A 15614-nucleotide genomic window follows, 5' to 3' on the forward strand; every position below is an offset into this window, starting at 1 on the left:
AGAATCTTTAGATTTAGAGTATGTTTTCTTAGATGGGTTTCATCTGTTAATCTAAATTAGTAAACGATGACATGAAAGGATTACAAAGGGCGTAAACTTTGTTTATATTTCGCAGACTTAGTTTGCATTCTCTGAAAATTAATACACCTGGCTTATGGAACATGCTAATACGATAAATGCTTGTTATATATGAAACCGGAAGTTCGGATATTAACCTTATGACGATCATAAATATGTTAGTATTCAAAAATCACATGTTTTGATTCTACTAATTTTTATGGATAGGAAGAACTTAGTCAGGCAGCCTGCGGTAGCTGGAACGTTTTATCCGGCAGAAAAAAATGAACTCAAAAATGCGGTTCTGGGAATGCTGGCCTATTCCGGTTCAGAGCAATTTAACGGTCGCATTATTGGAATCATTTCTCCGCACGCAGGTTTTATATATTCAGGGCGAATTGCCGCAAAAGCTTATAAGCAGATACAATCAAAGCAGTATGATAATGTAATCGTAATAGCGCCTAGCCATTTTGAGTATTTTGATGGCTGTTCAATTTACCTTGGTAATTATCAAACTCCGCTTGGAATTGTAGGTACAAATATTGAGATTGCTGAGTCAATAGTTTCTCAGTCTCCAGCGATAGTGAACTCTTCTATAGGGCATCTCCAGGAACACAGTTTGGAGGTTCAGATACCTTTTTTGCAGATTTGTCTTCGGGATTTCAAATTGATTCCTGTATCAATGGGAAAGCAGGATTATTTCACAGCGAAAGAGTTATCTAATGCCGTCTCTACGGTTTTATCGGATCCAGGATTTGAGAATCAAAGTACTTTAATTGTTGGCAGCAGTGATCTTTCTCATTATTATCCAGCAAAAATTGCGAAAGAGATGGATGGCATAGTGATTGACGATATAGAAGCGTTTGATGAGAAAAGACTATTTGAAGACATACAGTCAAATATTTGTGAAGCTTGTGGTTACGGTGCAATGATTTCGACCATGATGATTGCAAAAACGCTTGGAGCTACTAAAAGTAAGGTCCTCTGTTATGGCACGTCAGGCGAGACCAGTCAGGACTATAACAGTGTTGTTGGTTATGTTTCAGGTATTTTTTATGATTAAAAATTTTTTTCATTTATCTAATCTTGATATTTGTAGATTTGTTAATTCAAGGCTTATTGACTTGATTTGACAACCGATAATATAATAATCGAACAAATATTGATGAAGGTGAGTGGTCCTGAAATTAAATAATAAAGAGCCTGTGATTTAAAACGTGATTTTTATCGTTTTAGGGAGAAATGTATGCTCACATTTGCCGAAGAAATCCTGCTACTCACACTTGATGATGAATCTGGCAAATTTGCTTATCCTGATCCGACTGAATTAAGGTATGCCCTGGCCGGTGCTGTTCTGATGGATCTCGCTCTAAAATCGAAAATCGACACCGATCTTAAGAAACTATTCCTAGTGGACAGTACACCAACGGGTGAGGAGATCCTCGATCGTTACCTTAGTACGATATCTCGGACGAACCAAGACTACAGCACTCGTTACTGGGTTACAGAAATTGCGAAAAGTGGTGACTATATCAAGGAAAAGGCTCTTAACATGTTAGTGGAAAAAGGCATATTGAAAGTTAAAGAGAAGAAAATCCTCTGGGTGTTTGAGACGCGGAGATATCCCGTAGTTGATGATAAAGAAGAAAAGGAAGTCAAGAGGAGAATACTAGATTTGCTTTTGAGTGATGAAATTCCTACCCCAAGAGATGTCGTCCTTGTCAGTCTTGTTGACGCATGTAAACTCTTTCCGAAAATTCTCAGCTCCCATGAGGCAGAAAGACTCGCTCCCCGTATCGAACAGATTAGAAGGCTGGACCTCATAGGACAGGCAGTATCACAGGTGCTCAAGAGATTACGTTCAGACTTAGCGAATGTTATGTTATTGCATCATTGGTAAACCTGAAAACCCTCGGGTATTTTGCTAGTGCCGTGATCTAATGGTTTCGTATAGGAAAAGAAATGAATATAAGAGAGCATAGAGTCGGTAATACAGTCGTAATTGTACCTCAAGGTCATCTCGACTCACGATCAGCAAAAGATTTTCAGGAAAAGGTTCTACAGTGTATCGATAGCGGGGAAAAATCAATCTTACTCGACTTTTCAATGATCGATTACATTAGCAGTGCTGGTCTGCGGGTAGTTCTTATTTCAGCAAAGCATCAGAAGGAAAAAAATGGAAAGCTGGCCATATGTAGTCTGGTAGGTAGTGTAAAAGACATTTTCAGGGTAAGCGGTTTTGACACAATAGTAGATATCTATACTGATCAGGAGTCAGCCCTAAAAAAACTCGGCTAGAATCGTAATGAAGTAAAGTAAGTCTATACAGATTGTAAAAGTTCGGGACAGATTTATAAGATAGAATTTTGCGTTAGGATTATCTCGCGTATTCCCTTTAGTGTGCAAAAGGGGTTTCCGTTGCGAGCGAACTCAGGGCTACTCGTCGCTAACGGTGCCGTCATTGCGAAAATTGCCCTTCGATATAGGATAAACTCCGGAATTGAAGCAATCTCATATTTTTTCCCCGTTTTGATGTAATTTGTCCGCTTCGGGTAGGTTACGAGTCCCTTCGCGCAGCCTCAGGGCAGGCTTGCTCGTGACATTTGATCACGCCACCAGCAAGACTGGTGGGCTACCCATATGGGGAGGACAGGGACTGGCAGGCCCATTTTGATTAAAACGATTCTATTTCGGGTTACGAGTGTTGCTCGTGGCAAGAAAGGTAATTACTGAAGTGACTATTTTTCGCGTGCTGATACCCTTCAGCTTACTTCGGGCTCATTCATCTACTATCAATCATTTGTCTTTTTTTACTTTGTCTTGATACAAAGTAACAAAAATCAAGGGCTAGCAAAAAATTAGGATTTATTAAATCAATTCCTACAGCTAAAAATATTTAATTCGACCACAATCCCAAATCTTTTTTTAAGCTTCCGGAATTGATTTTGGCAATTTTTTGAATGCCCAGTTAAATCATTTTTCTTGAGGAAAGGTTTAGAAAAAGAGTACGTTCAAAATCAAAATATTATCCACAGATTATGTGGCATCTACAGCAATTACTCAAGAGGGTGTTTGGGTATGTGCTGATCCCCTGCAGCTTACTGCAAGGTTATTTATTTTTCTTCTCATTTAACCATTTGGCGTGATATATATTCAATCGGTTTTAGCAACGTGTTTTCCGAATCGGTAACGACAATATCGGGTTTAATTCCAGTTCCTTCAGGGCTTGTTCCATCATCGAAAAATATCTGCCTTGCAGTTAATTTCAATAATCCTGGACATCGCTTATCCCCCACATTAAACAGAATCCATCTTTCCTGGACAGTTCCCTTTCCATATGTGGGTTCACCCATAATTACAGCGCCTTGACGTTTTAATACGCCAGCGATGACCTCTGTTGCAGAAGCTGATTTATTATTTACGATTACCACCCATTTAAATTTCGAATATGCACCATCTTTTTTCACAACATATTCATCGGTTCGTTTTTGTGATTTTAGTGTTGTAAAATATGGGTCTCCTCTTGCCCTCAATACAAGCCTCAAAAAGGCTTTCATGTCAAATATACTCCCACCAATATTATTCCTCATATCAAGAATGATTGTTTCGATGCCCGCTTTCTTAAATATATCCAGCACTTCAACCAAATTGCTCGTACTGAAGCTATCCACATCCTCCCACGCTATGTAACCTGAATTGATATGCTTGATGATCCTATAGGGAATTTGTATTTTCTTTTTTCTTTCAATTGGATCTGCAATCATTTCATTGAAATCACTGAAACAGGCATTATGAGATTCAAACCAATGCGGGCTAAGATACTTCACCTTCGTATCTTCGGGAAGGCAAATATTTAATAAGGCATTAACCATTGATATACTATCGCTGTCCTCCGAGATGTATCTATTATTATTCCAGTTTGAGTACAGGCATTGTACAAATCTATTCCACCTCTCTTTGGAGGAGATATATAATGATTCGTCCTTTACCAGTAGTGTGATTTCGCGGTAGGTTTTTGATAATGAGTTTATAGCTGGCGAGGTATTGACGGGATCCTTTGACGAATCAATTGGGTGGTTGGCGCAAGATACAAACAGGACACATAAAAGAAACTAATTGCAATTTTTGAGAAACATTATCTGCCTTCTCTATGCATGTTCTTGAGTCGTGAATCTATCTCTAATCACATATTTCGGACCAACTAATCGAGGTTTATAATTTATGCGACGACTTTACATTTTACAAAATTGATTATTAAAAATAAACAATACAAGCTAAAAGACCGCAATTCATGATACAAAGGCAAGCATGTCCAGGTTTATTTACAGTATGAATAAATCAAGTGTATTATGTTAATATTTATAAGCGAGGAAATGAATTACTAATATTTGAAGAGCTTTTATAAAATTTGTTGAAACATGGCAAAGAAAAAGGAAAAACAAGATGAATTGAAAAAGGCTGGGGAGCATCTGGTAAGGGCAACTACTGAGGGCATTTTAGGTGTTGAATATGCTGTTAAGGGTCTGAAGAATCTGCTGAGGGAGTCAGAGGGTAGAGAACTCTTCTTTAGTTTAACAGGCAGGTTTATAGGATTAGGACTTGGTCTTATTACGAGCCTTCCTGAGATTGTTAGGCAAGTCAGAAAATACAAGTCAGAATCGACCGATAGGTCAAGAAAGAAGTCAAGGAAGATCAAGATTGATTAATTCCTTTCCAGACAAATCTTACGCCGAAATCACTGTTCAAAGATTTAAAGAAGTTAATGGTAAGATAACGTCAAGTGAAGAGGAGTTGCTTTTTTTGTTATCCTCTTACAGTCATTTTCTTGGAAGGGCTATCATCAGATATCCCGGCATTTTACGAACTTTAATTGAATCGGATTTTGTGGAAAGGCAGAAACCACTTGAAGCGTTTATTGAGGAAACCATTTGTATGCAGGAAGACCCAGAACGACGGGATCGATTTATCTCAGAAATTAGAAAATACAAATATAGTGAGCTGTCCAGGATCATTTACAGGGATATTAAAGCTTTAGGTGACTTCCCGGAAATAATGGAAGAGCTTTCGGATCTTGCGAGTGCCATATTGGAGGCGGTATTTAGGTTTTATAATAGCGATCTTCACCTCGGAGAGGATGGCGAGTTCGTAATAATCGCAATGGGAAAGCTCGGCGGTAGGGAGCTTAATCTAAGCTCGGACATCGATCTAATATATCTCTATCAGGATTCAGGAGACCCCGATCCCTTCTTTAAGCTAGCCGAGAGGTTAACTAAAGCCGTCGGTTCTGTGACAGAAGATGGTTTTCTCTATAGGGTTGATCTAGGTCTTCGCCCTGGTGGTGGTAAAAGCACGATTGCCGTTTCATTGGATGGGGCATTAGAGCACTATTTCTACTGGGGGGATACATGGGAGAGGGCTGCCCTCATAAAGGCTAGACCAGTAGCTGGTGATATTTCACTTGGCGACAAATTTATTAAACAGGTGGAACCCTTTGTGTATAAGAAGTTTCTGGATTATGCATCCATTGAAGACTTGAAGGACATGAAGACCAAACTCGAAGGGCTTAACATGAAAAGAGATGTAAAATTGGAAAGAGGAGGTATAAGGAATGTGGAGTTCTTTGTTCAAGCCCTTCAACTAGTAAACGGCGGAGAGATAAAAGAGATTAGGGGAAAAAATACTGTTAAAGCGCTTGAAATGCTATCTAAAAGAAAACTTATACAAACGGAACAAAGTGAAGATTTAATTGCCTCTTACCTTTTTTTAAGAAGGGTTGAGCATGCAATACAGTTGGTTGACGAGCTTCAAACCCATAGAGTACCAGCGGAATCGAGTAGTCTCCAAATGATTTCAAGAAGCCTTGGTTTCGAGAGTGTAAGTGACTTTGAAATGGCATATGCTTATAGAACCTCAAAAGTATCGGAAATATTTGATCAGCTTTTTTATGAGCCCTCAAAGAGGGTAGAAGAAGAGGGAAAGGGATTCTGGGAACTCGCCGATTTCCTGACCGAGGGTAATATAACTGAGGAACAAGCCCTAGAGAGTCTAAGCGGACTTGGATTCAAGGACTCAGAGGGTTCAATTCAGATCATCAATGTCCTTCTCGACCCAAAAAAGGGGGGTCTCACGCAACGAGGAAGGATGCTTGCAAGAAGGGTAATTCCTGCCTTTTTGAAGAACATCTTGCACTCATCTGATCCCGATTCAGCCCTGCGTAACATTGAAAGGTTCATATCATGCATTGGCTGGCATACATCTATTTATGCGATTCTTGCTGAAAACCCGGAGATACTCCAACTGCTCTCACGGCTCTTTTCCACTAGCGGATTTCTATCGAATTTCTTAATAAGGCACCCCGAGTATCTAGATGTGGTAACTCTGAGAGATTCGAGAAGGGAATATGAGACAAAGGAAGAGATGATGGAGGAACTAAACAACCTGATACATGAAGAAGATTCCTATGAAGGGAAGCTCAACGCAATCAGAAGATTTAAAAACACTGAGACCTTGAAACTTTGCCTCAGGGATTTAAATGATGAAGTAGATTCGTTATATGTTGGCAGGTACCTGACAAGGATCGCCGAGGCTTCACTGGAGATTGCAATCCGACTTGCATATGAAGTGGTGGGATCGAATTCCAGAAGGCATCCTACGCATGAGAATTCCTCTGATATTGTAATAATAGGGATGGGAAAGCTCGGTGGTATGGAGATGAGCTATAATTCCGATCTTGATATTAACTTTATTTATGATGGAGATGATCAAGAATATTTCTCGAGGCTGGGACAGAAGATAATATCGATCCTCTCTATTCCGACGGGCGAAGGTTTTGCCTATAAGATAGATATGGGATTGAGGCCATCTGGGAGGGCTGGAGCACTTGTTTCTTCTTTTGAATCGTTCAAGAGATATCATGAAGAAAGCGCAAAACTTTGGGAAAGACAGGCCTTGATCAAAGCAAGGCCATCTGCGGGTAATATGCAATTGGGCAGCAGCGTTATGAACATAATAAATTATTTTGTTTATGAAAAGTCTCTTGTCGATGATTTTCACAAAGAGATTCATCACTTACGCGAGAGAATGGAGAAGGAAATAGCAAGGGAAAGTAAGACCAAGTTAAACCTGAAAACTGGTAGGGGTGGTGTTGCAGATATTGAATTTCTCATACAGACGCTTCAGCTAAGGTTCGGAGGTTCGCATCTCGAGGTGAGACGGCAGAATACAGTGGACGCGCTGAACAGCTTAAGATCGTGTGATTTAATCAAAGAAAAGTTTTATCATGTATTGAATGATGGATATTATTTCCTAAAAAGATTAGAGAACTTACTCAGGCTTCTTCATGACAGGTCCATCAGTGAAATTCATGAATCCGATTTCCAAAAACTGGCTGCCGAGATGGAATTAACAGAAAATGGAGATCAATTAAGGAAGACCTATATTCTCAAGACCGAAGAAATAAGAAGCATCTATGATGAGTATTTTCTATCAGAAAACGTTTAATAGATTCTTAAAGATAGGGGCTTAAATTATGGAGTATAAGAGTTGCATATTTATCATGGCTGATGGTGCTAGGGCTGATGTGTTTGAAGATCTCTTAATTAGTGGAAGACTGCCAAACATTGCGAAGTATGTTGTGGAAAAGGGAACACATACCAAGGCGGTTTCTGTGTTTCCGTCTACCACCGGTCCGGCATATGCTCCATTTATCCTGGGAAAATTTCCAGGAAGGTGCAATATTCCTGGGATTAGGTGGTTTGATAGGAAAAGCTATTCAAGCAAGTTGTTCTCTCTTCGTCGTTTTAGGAGTTATGTTGGGATTGGAACTTTTCTGATCAATGGTGATATTTCTACGGACACGCCTACTCTTTTCGAGGTTTTCCCCAATACTATAAGCATTTTGAACGAGCTTAACAGAGGGGTCGGTTTTAATGGTGATAAAACCAAGCTTTTGAAAATTTACTATAAAATGAAAAGCCATTTCACAAACCGGACTGACGAAGTTGACTTAGCTGCTAGAAGGATTCTTATAGATTCTATGGGTGAAAATCCCCAGTTCGCATACGTTGTATTTCTCGGTATTGATACCTACTCACATTCTAATCATCCTTTTCATAAGAAAGTAATAGATTCGTATCTGAGGATCGATGAAACGGTGGGCTCTCTCGGAAGGATATTGGAAAAAGAAGGGAGATTGGAAGAGACGATACTCATCATCGCAAGTGATCATGGGCTTTCCCTCACGCATTCACATTTCGATTCTGTAGAATTTATGAATCGCCTTGGTTATAAGACGTTACATTATCCAAACATTTTCAGATTCTATAGAAACGCCGACGCTGCGAACATGATTTCAGGTAATGCAATGACCCATATCTACGTGAGGAGTCCGAAGGGTTGGGAACAGAGAAGCACGTTTGAAGAACTTGCTGACCTAGTGGACAGTTTTATTGAAAGGCCCGAGGTGGACCTCATAGCTGGGATTGATAATGAGGGTAGGGCAAGGATAAAGAGCCAAAAAGGAGAAGCCGTTTCGTGGTTGGATGAGGAGGGCTTATTGAGGTATGATGTGATCTTCGATGATCCATTTGGATACAAATCTCTACCAAACAGGATGAGCATAGACGAAGCCCTGAAGAGCACATTTAACACTGAATATCCGGATGGGATCCTTCAAATAATTCAACTCCTAGAGTCACCGCGATCGGGGGATTTGCTGGTGAGTGCAAAGCCAGGTTATGATCTAAGGGCAAAGCATGAAAAGCCAGAACACCGGTCTTCGCATGGCTCATTGTCTCGTGAACATATGCATGTTCCACTCGCAGTAAACTTCAAAATCAATAAAGAATATCCAAGAACCGTTGATTTGTATCCAACTATACTTCACCTAATGGGACATCAAATACCAGAAGGGATTGATGGGATTAGCTTAGTAGGTTAACGAAAGAATTGATTGTTCTGGTTCTAAAGAGAGACTCGGTGATGAACAACGCGAGCGCGGCCCATAGAAAATAGAGCCATATCTCTTTAAAGACTTTGACTCGTCGAGACTCGGAATCATTCGGTGAGGAGTAGGATTTCGTGGAGATCTTCTCTAGATTTGATTCAACTGGATCAACATTAACCGCGAAGCTGTAGAGAATGTTGCCTTCGTTTTCGACCTTGTAAATTCCGGGGACAAACGTGTTTGAGAATTTGGTATTTCCTCTATTAATATTGTATTTCTCTCCCAATGGGTTTATTACGGTGACTTCGTCTAAATCATCTCCAATCTCAATCGTAAGTGCATCACCAATTGATATGTTTCTATCGAGAGATTTCTTTGAGACGGGAAGGTCAAAGAATGTCTTAATGATTGGGAGATAAAGAGGGGATAATGAAAGGTTATTCCAACTCAAATCAGCCGTTGAGGCAAACAAAATTACGGCGCCTTTCCCTTCGTCATTCCTTATCACAAAAGGATATTTGTCTGAAGTGCTCATCATAATATGTGAATTTTCCTTAGGGATCAGGGTATACAGTTTATTTGCCTTTACGCCTTTTAAGCTATCTTTGTTTTTCATGAACTCTAGATAGGAATTTTCCGGAACTAATGTAAATTCGCCGTCAGTTGTTGAGCCAATTTCTGCTGGCAGCACATCATATAGAAGCTTGTTATAAATGTTGCTACTGATTCTATTACCAAGAAAAATTATCAGAGTGCCACCGTTTTTTATAAACTTCTTAATTTCTTCGGACTTTTTGGGCGTGATGTCTCCAACATTTGCCATAAAAATTAGATTGTAATTCTCCAGATCTTCGGATAGAAATGAGTCATTATCCTTTAAATCTAAGTTTAGGCTTAGAAGCTCTGAGAGTGTTTCAAGTGCTCCATTGATATAATAACTTTCGCTGAGTCTTGCAATTTCCCTCGGATCCCCATCAACCACCAGAACACGCAGACCTTGTTCCCTGGGCAAAACAAAGTACCTTTTGTTATCCACATTAAGATTGTCCGGAGTGATCTCGACTCTTGATATAATCTCTCCTGCGGGAATTTGCGACTTATGATAACTGAACTGTTTTTGCTGCGCGGCTCCCGGTTCAATCTGAAAAAATCCGTTTAGTTCATGGTCGGTTATGAAAATACTTGCAAGTATTTTCCTGGACTCGGTATCTTCAAAATTTGTAACCGTCACATCGCTCGTAATTAACTCTTCGGTTTCTTTTATGTTAAAGTCTGTTACTGCGTTGTTGTATAAAACTTCAGCTTCGGAAACATCTATTAACGTCAACCAATCCCTGTGAATGTCTTCGTTTGTCCAGCCATTTTTCTGAAGGTCGGTTATGAGTAAGACCTCTTTCCTTTGATTAGGTGTGTTTTGCAAAACGCCGAAAGCTTCTTCTATTCTCCGTTGATTGTCAGTGTAGGAATTGGATAGCTCTATGTTATTTAAGTCCTGTTTCATTTTCTTTTTATCTTGGGTTATACCAAGTTTTGATTTCCCAGTTTGGACAAGTGGTATGACCATGGCGAAACTTCCATCGGGTAGGGATTCTATCAGCTCCTTTGCCTTATTTTTTGCAGTGCCAAAATTGTTGCCATATGCCATGCTAAATGAATTATCAATCACAAATGCTACAGAGCTTGCATCATCGGCACCGAGCCTTGTGAAGGAAAAAACAGCGGGCTTTGCAAATACGATGACTAAAAGAACTATTATCAGAGATCTCAAAAGTAGCAAGAATAAATCTTTGATCTTTGATCTTCTTGCGGTTTCTCCCTGAGAAGCAAGGAGAAAAGTTAGCGCTGCAAATCTTTTCTTGGTTCCCGACTTCCTTGAAATTAGGTGTGCAATTACCGGTAATACTACAGCTCCAAGCCCGATCAGGAAGTAAGGGTTTAGTAGGGAGAAATTCAATTACTCCTCCCTATTTTTGAGCGATGTGCATAAGAACTTCCTCGATGGGGGAGTAAGTCGGAGAAAGAACATACCTCGATTTGTTTTCATGGCATATTTGTTTTACTTTGTTTATGAAATCTTGAACCCGTTTTCTATAAGTTTTCCTAATATTTCTTGCGTCAACAAGGATTTTCATCTCATCCTCCATATCTTCAAACTCAATGGACCCATCAAAGTTAAATTCAATTTCGTCCCTGTCCAGGATGTGAAAGAAAATTGTTTCTTTATTCGAAGAACGCAAAAGCTTTAGGGATTCTTCTATTAGGTTCAAGTCGATGAGGAAGTCAGAGATTATGACAAAGCATGAGTCAGCCCTTGTTTTCTCTATCGCCCTAGTTATAGGTTGTTTGATATCTGCCTTACCAGAAGCCCTTAAGGAATCTAGCCTGGTCAATATTGGATTTAGTGCGGGATTTCCAGCTCTAGGGGGTAATATTACAATGTTGCCATCACAAAAATCTACAATACCGACAGCATCTCCCTGTTTAATTAGCAGGTATGTTAAGGTGGCTGCGAGTTTTTTTGCGTAATCAAGCTTACTGGATTCTCTTGAAATGTAGCCCATTGACCCACTCGAATCGATGAGTATCCACCAGATTAGATTAACTTCATCTTCATATTTTTTTACATAAAAGCGATCGAGCCTTCCATAGAGACGCCAATCTATATACCTTAGATCATCTCCCTGGGAGTATTCTTTATACTCAACGAAATCAGGGCTTATTCCCTTATATATGCTTTTATGAATGCCTGATTTGAATCCTTTAATTCTGGGGAATATTCGGAAAGAAAATCCTCTGAGCCGTAAGGAGGCGTTTACGTCTATCAAAGCTTCTGACATCTTTTAAGGGGAAGAGGCATAAGCTGTACTAAGTTAAGTGGCAAGTAGCTTATCGATTTCTTCAGCGACGAATTCTTCATCTATACTTTTAGATATAGAAATTTCTTTTACCAAAAGTGACCTAGCTGAATCCATTATCCTTCGCTCACCGAAGGAAAGCTCCTTTTCGTACTGAAGCAGGTTTATATTCTTTAGAACCTTAGCGACCTCAACGATATTTCCACTTTTTAATTTTTCGGCATACTCCCGGTATCTCTTATTCCAGCTTTGATAACCATTTGAGGAGTTGAATGCCTTATTTTTGCCGCTAAGAATCCCGTAGATTTTAGGTATCTGGTTCTTCCTTATGATCGGCCTTAGCCCAACTGATTCTGCATTGTCGGTGGGAACCATTACAGTTACATCGTTTTCGATTACGTGTAATATATAAAACGCCTTTCTTGTCCCACAGATTTCTTTGACTTCAATTCCTTTGATCCTGACAACGCCATGAGCTGGGTAGACTGCTTTAGCACCTTTCTTAAACAAGTTTTCCTTCCTCGGCGCTGGAATCCAAGATGCATAATGTTATCATAGTCTAACCCTTTGGTCAAATTTGGTCTTATAAATCAAATAGATATACATAGTAGGGCAAATTAGTGAATATTTGATTTTCATTGAGATAGGACCGGCTAGGAAGAATTAATTCCTATTTCATGGCTCGAGTGGTCGGTCAATATAGCTTGGTGCACCCATTATTATTATGGAAATTTGATAAATCATCATTACAGATGTTTTACATCTAAAGTTCAAACTGGGTGAGATAACCTTTTGTAAACGATTAATTTTGGGTTAATTATGTAAATGGATGAAACTTGTGAAGTTCTTATAATAGGTGGTGGAATAACTGGTCTCACAGTTGCGCGGGAATTGCTTAGCAGAGGGATTGAAGAAATTCTGGTTATTGAAAAGGAGCGATTTCTGGGCGCCCATGCGAGTGGTAGAAATAGTGGGGTCCTGCACGCCGGCATTTATTACACTCCGGATTCATTTAAGGCACAGTTCTGTGTAAAGGGCAACGCCCTTATGAAGGAGTATTGCCGTGAAAATGGATTGTCACTCAAAGAAACAGGAAAGGTTATAGTTACGAAGGACTCCTATGAATTGGAAAGGCTCTTTGAGCTGAATGAGAGGGCAATTCAAAATGGGGTAAGGTCATCTATTATAGACACGAAGGACCTTTCTGAGATTGAACCATTTGCGTCGACATATGAAAAGGCTCTATATTCTCCGGACACTGCAGTGATTGACCCAAATGAGATATTGAACTCGATAAAAGACGAACTATTGAAATCCGGTAAGGTGAAGATAAATTACCAGACCTCCTTTTTCAGACTCAATGGCGACAAAATAGTACAAACCTCTCAAGGTGCAATAAAATTTGATATGGTTGTGAATGCCTCAGGAGCGTTTGCCGATAGGGTTGCATATCAGTTTGGTGTAGGAAGGGACTATAAAATTCTGCCGTTTAAAGGGACGTACAAGAAAATCAGGAAAGAGCGTTCCTATCTAGTCAGGGGAAATATATATCCGGTTCCTGACCTTCGAAATACTTTTCTCGGTGTTCATTTTACGAAGAGTGTCAATGGAGAAGTATACGCAGGTCCAACAGCCATTCCCGCTCTTGGCAGGGAGAATTACCGTTTCTTTGACAATATATCACTCGAAATCATCCCTATTTTATTCAGGGACGGGATCCTCTTCTTCGAAAATGAAGCCTTTAGATCCACTGCAATAACAGAAGTTAAGAAGTACTCAATGCGATTCTTTTTCCAAGAAGCAAAACACCTTTTGCCTGAGCTTAACATTTCAGACCTTGAAGCTACCGACAAAATCGGTATTCGCCCTCAGCTTGTACACTGGCCTACTAAAAAGCTGGTTATGGATTTTGTATTGATAAAGGAAGGTGACTCTCTGCATATCTTAAATGCAATATCCCCTGCATTTACATCCTCTATGGCCTTTGCCAAATACGCAGTCGATAAACTGTTGGGATGAGAATAAAGTTTACAAGATTCCGCTAGGTCTGCCTATACTTGAACCCAAATTATGCGTTAAGAAGAAAGCAATGATTGGGATATATCCTTTCTTTCCTTGAATTTATAGATACTTACGTGTATAAAGCACTGTAAATTAACACCACTAGGAGGTCACCTAAAAAGTGAAAGATACATTTGGATATTCCTCACCGCAGAAAGTTACATCTGAAAGAGATATTCGAGTTGAATTCACAGGGAAAAACCTGACCAAGTTCGGTGGTATCCAACTTGTAAGGAAATTCTTTAGACATCTAAAGGTTAAAGAAGAGCTTGAAAGTGCCGTCCCAATTGTGAAGAGGGAAAGTAAGTTTTCAGCGGGAGGGATGCTTGTATCTCTAGTTTACGCTGTAATTCTTGACCTCATGAGACAGAGTGACACCACAATGCTTAGGCTTGATAAGGTATTTCAGAAGATAGCTGGACTAGATGATTATCCTACCCAGAGCACAATCAGCCGATTTTTAAAGGGCTTTAGAATAGAGACGGCAAAAGGGATAATAAAGGTAAACCAAAAGCTTCTAAAGAGCGCAAGGAGAAACTTTGAGGGATGGCGTAAGATCACACTGGATTTAGATTCCCATGTGAGGACAGCTTATGGACACCAGCAGAGAGTATCAGTTGGATATTATCCAAAGAAACCTGGTCGTTCAAGTTTTCACCCTTTGTTTTGCTTTATAAGAACTTGGCAGAAAACCCCAGGCTTTTAAGCCTGGGGATGAATGCCTGCCTGGAGCGAGGCGACGGTAGTTGCCGAGCGGAAGAAGTTCTGGCATGCTGGAGGTGAATGTCAGGAAAATACTGGACGGGGGCACATACAAGGCACAGACTAAAATATCATTTGGTGTGGATACCGAAATATAGGAAGCGTGTATTGCGAGGCAAAATAGCGGGGAGGATAGGAGCATTGTTCTATCAATGTGCAGATGTTAACGGGTGGTATATTGAGGAGATGAATATAAACAAAGATCATATACATATATTAGTGCAGGTCACACCCGATGTATCGATTTCAAAGGTGGTGCAATATTTTAAGGGTGGATCATCGAGAGTGATAAGGCAAGAGTATCCAGAGCTTGAGGAATTTCTTTGGGGTGATAGTTTTTGGGCAGATGGCTATTTTGCTGAGACTGTAGGAATAGTACAAGAAGAGATGGTGAAGCGCTATATAAGGGAGCAAACCTCCAGCATGCCACAGGGCTGAAGCTATGGCCTTTAGGCCGTAGAGTAGATTCACTAATGCTATATACAAGGCTATTACAAATATCACAGTGCTTGATCCAACTTGTGGTTCGGGTGCTTTTCTTTTTGCAGCATTAAATATTTTGGAGCCGCTTTATGATTCCTGCATAGATCGTATGGAAAATTTTGTGAGGGAAGATGACGCTAAGGGTGGAAAGCGTTTCTCTCAATTTCGAAAAGTTCTCGATGAAATAGATCGCCATCCTAATAGACAATATTACATTTATAAATCAATCATCCTTAACAACCTTTATGGGGTTGATATTATGAAAGAGGCGGTGGAAATCGCCAAGCTTAGATTGTTCTTGAAACTTGTTGCAGAAGTTGATGATATCGATTATGTAGAACCCCTACCCGACTTAGATTTCAATATAAGAGCAGGGAACACTCTTGTAGGGTTTGCAACATATAAAGAACTTCAAGATGCCGTCACCACCGAATTGGATTTTGAAGGTTCAG

The 15614-nt window shown here is 39.9% G+C and carries 13 protein-coding genes and 1 pseudogene; 10 read left to right on the forward strand and 4 right to left on the reverse strand.

Features of this window, described 5'->3' with window-relative positions; translation table 11 throughout:
• Positions 1 to 277: 277 nt before the first annotated feature.
• The 3 genes from amrB (at position 278) to VGA95_06760 (ending at position 2355) form a co-directional block, all read left to right on the forward strand.
• Positions 278 to 1120: an AmmeMemoRadiSam system protein B gene (amrB, locus tag VGA95_06750; protein ID HEX9666244.1), complete on the forward strand. Its 843-nt coding sequence runs from the start codon at positions 278 to 280 to the stop codon at positions 1118 to 1120.
• 183 nt (positions 1121 to 1303) lie between these two features.
• Positions 1304 to 1957 carry a GPP34 family phosphoprotein gene (locus tag VGA95_06755; GenBank protein HEX9666245.1) on the forward strand — a complete coding sequence of 218 codons (654 nt, stop codon included), beginning with the start codon at positions 1304 to 1306 and terminating at the stop codon, positions 1955 to 1957.
• A gap of 62 nt (positions 1958 to 2019) precedes the next feature.
• Positions 2020 to 2355: an STAS domain-containing protein gene (locus tag VGA95_06760; GenBank protein ID HEX9666246.1), complete on the forward strand. Its 336-nt coding sequence runs from the start codon at positions 2020 to 2022 to the stop codon at positions 2353 to 2355.
• Positions 2356 to 3182: 827 nt separating this feature from the next.
• Here VGA95_06760 and VGA95_06765 read toward each other — a convergent pair.
• On the reverse strand, positions 3183 to 3929 hold the full coding sequence (locus VGA95_06765; protein HEX9666247.1) for a S41 family peptidase: 747 nt from the start codon (positions 3927 to 3929) through the stop codon (positions 3183 to 3185).
• A gap of 546 nt (positions 3930 to 4475) precedes the next feature.
• Between VGA95_06765 and VGA95_06770 the strand changes: the two genes are divergently transcribed.
• Genes VGA95_06770 through VGA95_06780 form a run of 3 tightly spaced genes read left to right on the forward strand, consistent with a single transcriptional unit; the run spans position 4476 to position 8995 of the window.
• Positions 4476 to 4763 carry a hypothetical protein gene (locus VGA95_06770; GenBank protein HEX9666248.1) on the forward strand — a complete coding sequence of 96 codons (288 nt, stop codon included), beginning with the start codon at positions 4476 to 4478 and terminating at the stop codon, positions 4761 to 4763.
• Positions 4756 to 7557: a bifunctional [glutamate--ammonia ligase]-adenylyl-L-tyrosine phosphorylase/[glutamate--ammonia-ligase] adenylyltransferase gene (gene glnE / locus VGA95_06775; protein ID HEX9666249.1), complete on the forward strand. Its 2802-nt coding sequence runs from the start codon at positions 4756 to 4758 to the stop codon at positions 7555 to 7557. The genes VGA95_06770 and glnE overlap by 8 nt, the downstream gene beginning before the upstream one ends.
• A gap of 28 nt (positions 7558 to 7585) precedes the next feature.
• Positions 7586 to 8995: an alkaline phosphatase family protein gene (locus tag VGA95_06780; protein ID HEX9666250.1), complete on the forward strand. Its 1410-nt coding sequence runs from the start codon at positions 7586 to 7588 to the stop codon at positions 8993 to 8995.
• On the opposite strand, the gene VGA95_06785 is transcribed toward VGA95_06780, so the two are convergent.
• Genes VGA95_06785 through VGA95_06795 form a run of 3 tightly spaced genes read right to left on the reverse strand, consistent with a single transcriptional unit; the run spans position 8979 to position 12366 of the window.
• Positions 8979 to 10955 (reverse strand): BatA domain-containing protein, encoded by a 1977-nt coding sequence (locus VGA95_06785; GenBank protein HEX9666251.1) that lies wholly within the window; start codon positions 10953 to 10955, stop codon positions 8979 to 8981. The genes VGA95_06780 and VGA95_06785 overlap by 17 nt on opposite strands.
• Before the next feature lie 10 nt (positions 10956 to 10965).
• Positions 10966 to 11826, reverse strand: coding sequence for a DUF58 domain-containing protein (locus VGA95_06790; GenBank protein ID HEX9666252.1), 861 nt, complete (start codon positions 11824 to 11826; stop codon positions 10966 to 10968).
• Positions 11827 to 11871: 45 nt separating this feature from the next.
• Positions 11872 to 12366 (reverse strand): CarD family transcriptional regulator, encoded by a 495-nt coding sequence (locus tag VGA95_06795; protein ID HEX9666253.1) that lies wholly within the window; start codon positions 12364 to 12366, stop codon positions 11872 to 11874.
• Between the two features lie 315 nt (positions 12367 to 12681).
• On the opposite strand from VGA95_06795, the gene lhgO reads away from it, so the two are divergent.
• From lhgO to VGA95_06815, 4 genes and pseudogenes are all read left to right on the forward strand, one after another.
• On the forward strand, positions 12682 to 13875 hold the full coding sequence (gene lhgO / locus VGA95_06800) for an L-2-hydroxyglutarate oxidase (protein ID HEX9666254.1): 1194 nt from the start codon (positions 12682 to 12684) through the stop codon (positions 13873 to 13875).
• Positions 13876 to 14038: 163 nt separating this feature from the next.
• Positions 14039 to 14623, forward strand: a complete 585-nt coding sequence (locus VGA95_06805; GenBank protein HEX9666255.1) for a transposase — start codon at positions 14039 to 14041, stop codon at positions 14621 to 14623.
• Positions 14624 to 14700: 77 nt separating this feature from the next.
• Positions 14701 to 15117 carry an IS200/IS605 family transposase gene (tnpA, locus tag VGA95_06810; protein HEX9666256.1) on the forward strand — a complete coding sequence of 139 codons (417 nt, stop codon included), beginning with the start codon at positions 14701 to 14703 and terminating at the stop codon, positions 15115 to 15117.
• 37 nt (positions 15118 to 15154) lie between these two features.
• Positions 15155 to 15614 (forward strand): annotated as a pseudogene (locus tag VGA95_06815) (DNA methyltransferase).

The sequence above is a fragment of the Thermodesulfobacteriota bacterium genome (assembly GCA_036397855.1).
Taxonomy (GTDB): domain Bacteria; phylum Desulfobacterota_D; class UBA1144; order Nemesobacterales; family CSP1-2; genus DASWID01.

Bases quoted from the DNA above. Each gene is read 5' to 3' on its own strand.
- amrB (HEX9666244.1), top strand. From the start codon at position 278: ATGGATAGGAAGAACTTAGTCAGGCAGCCTGCGGTAGCTGGAACGTTT.
- VGA95_06755 (HEX9666245.1), top strand. From the start codon at position 1,304: ATGCTCACATTTGCCGAAGAAATCCTGCTACTCACACTTGATGATGAA.
- VGA95_06760 (HEX9666246.1), top strand. From the start codon at position 2,020: ATGAATATAAGAGAGCATAGAGTCGGTAATACAGTCGTAATTGTACCT.
- VGA95_06765 (HEX9666247.1), bottom strand. From the start codon at position 3,929: ATGGTTAATGCCTTATTAAATATTTGCCTTCCCGAAGATACGAAGGTG.
- VGA95_06770 (HEX9666248.1), top strand. From the start codon at position 4,476: ATGGCAAAGAAAAAGGAAAAACAAGATGAATTGAAAAAGGCTGGGGAG.
- VGA95_06780 (HEX9666250.1), top strand. From the start codon at position 7,586: ATGGAGTATAAGAGTTGCATATTTATCATGGCTGATGGTGCTAGGGCT.
- lhgO (HEX9666254.1), top strand. From the start codon at position 12,682: ATGGATGAAACTTGTGAAGTTCTTATAATAGGTGGTGGAATAACTGGT.
- tnpA (HEX9666256.1), top strand. From the start codon at position 14,701: ATGTCAGGAAAATACTGGACGGGGGCACATACAAGGCACAGACTAAAA.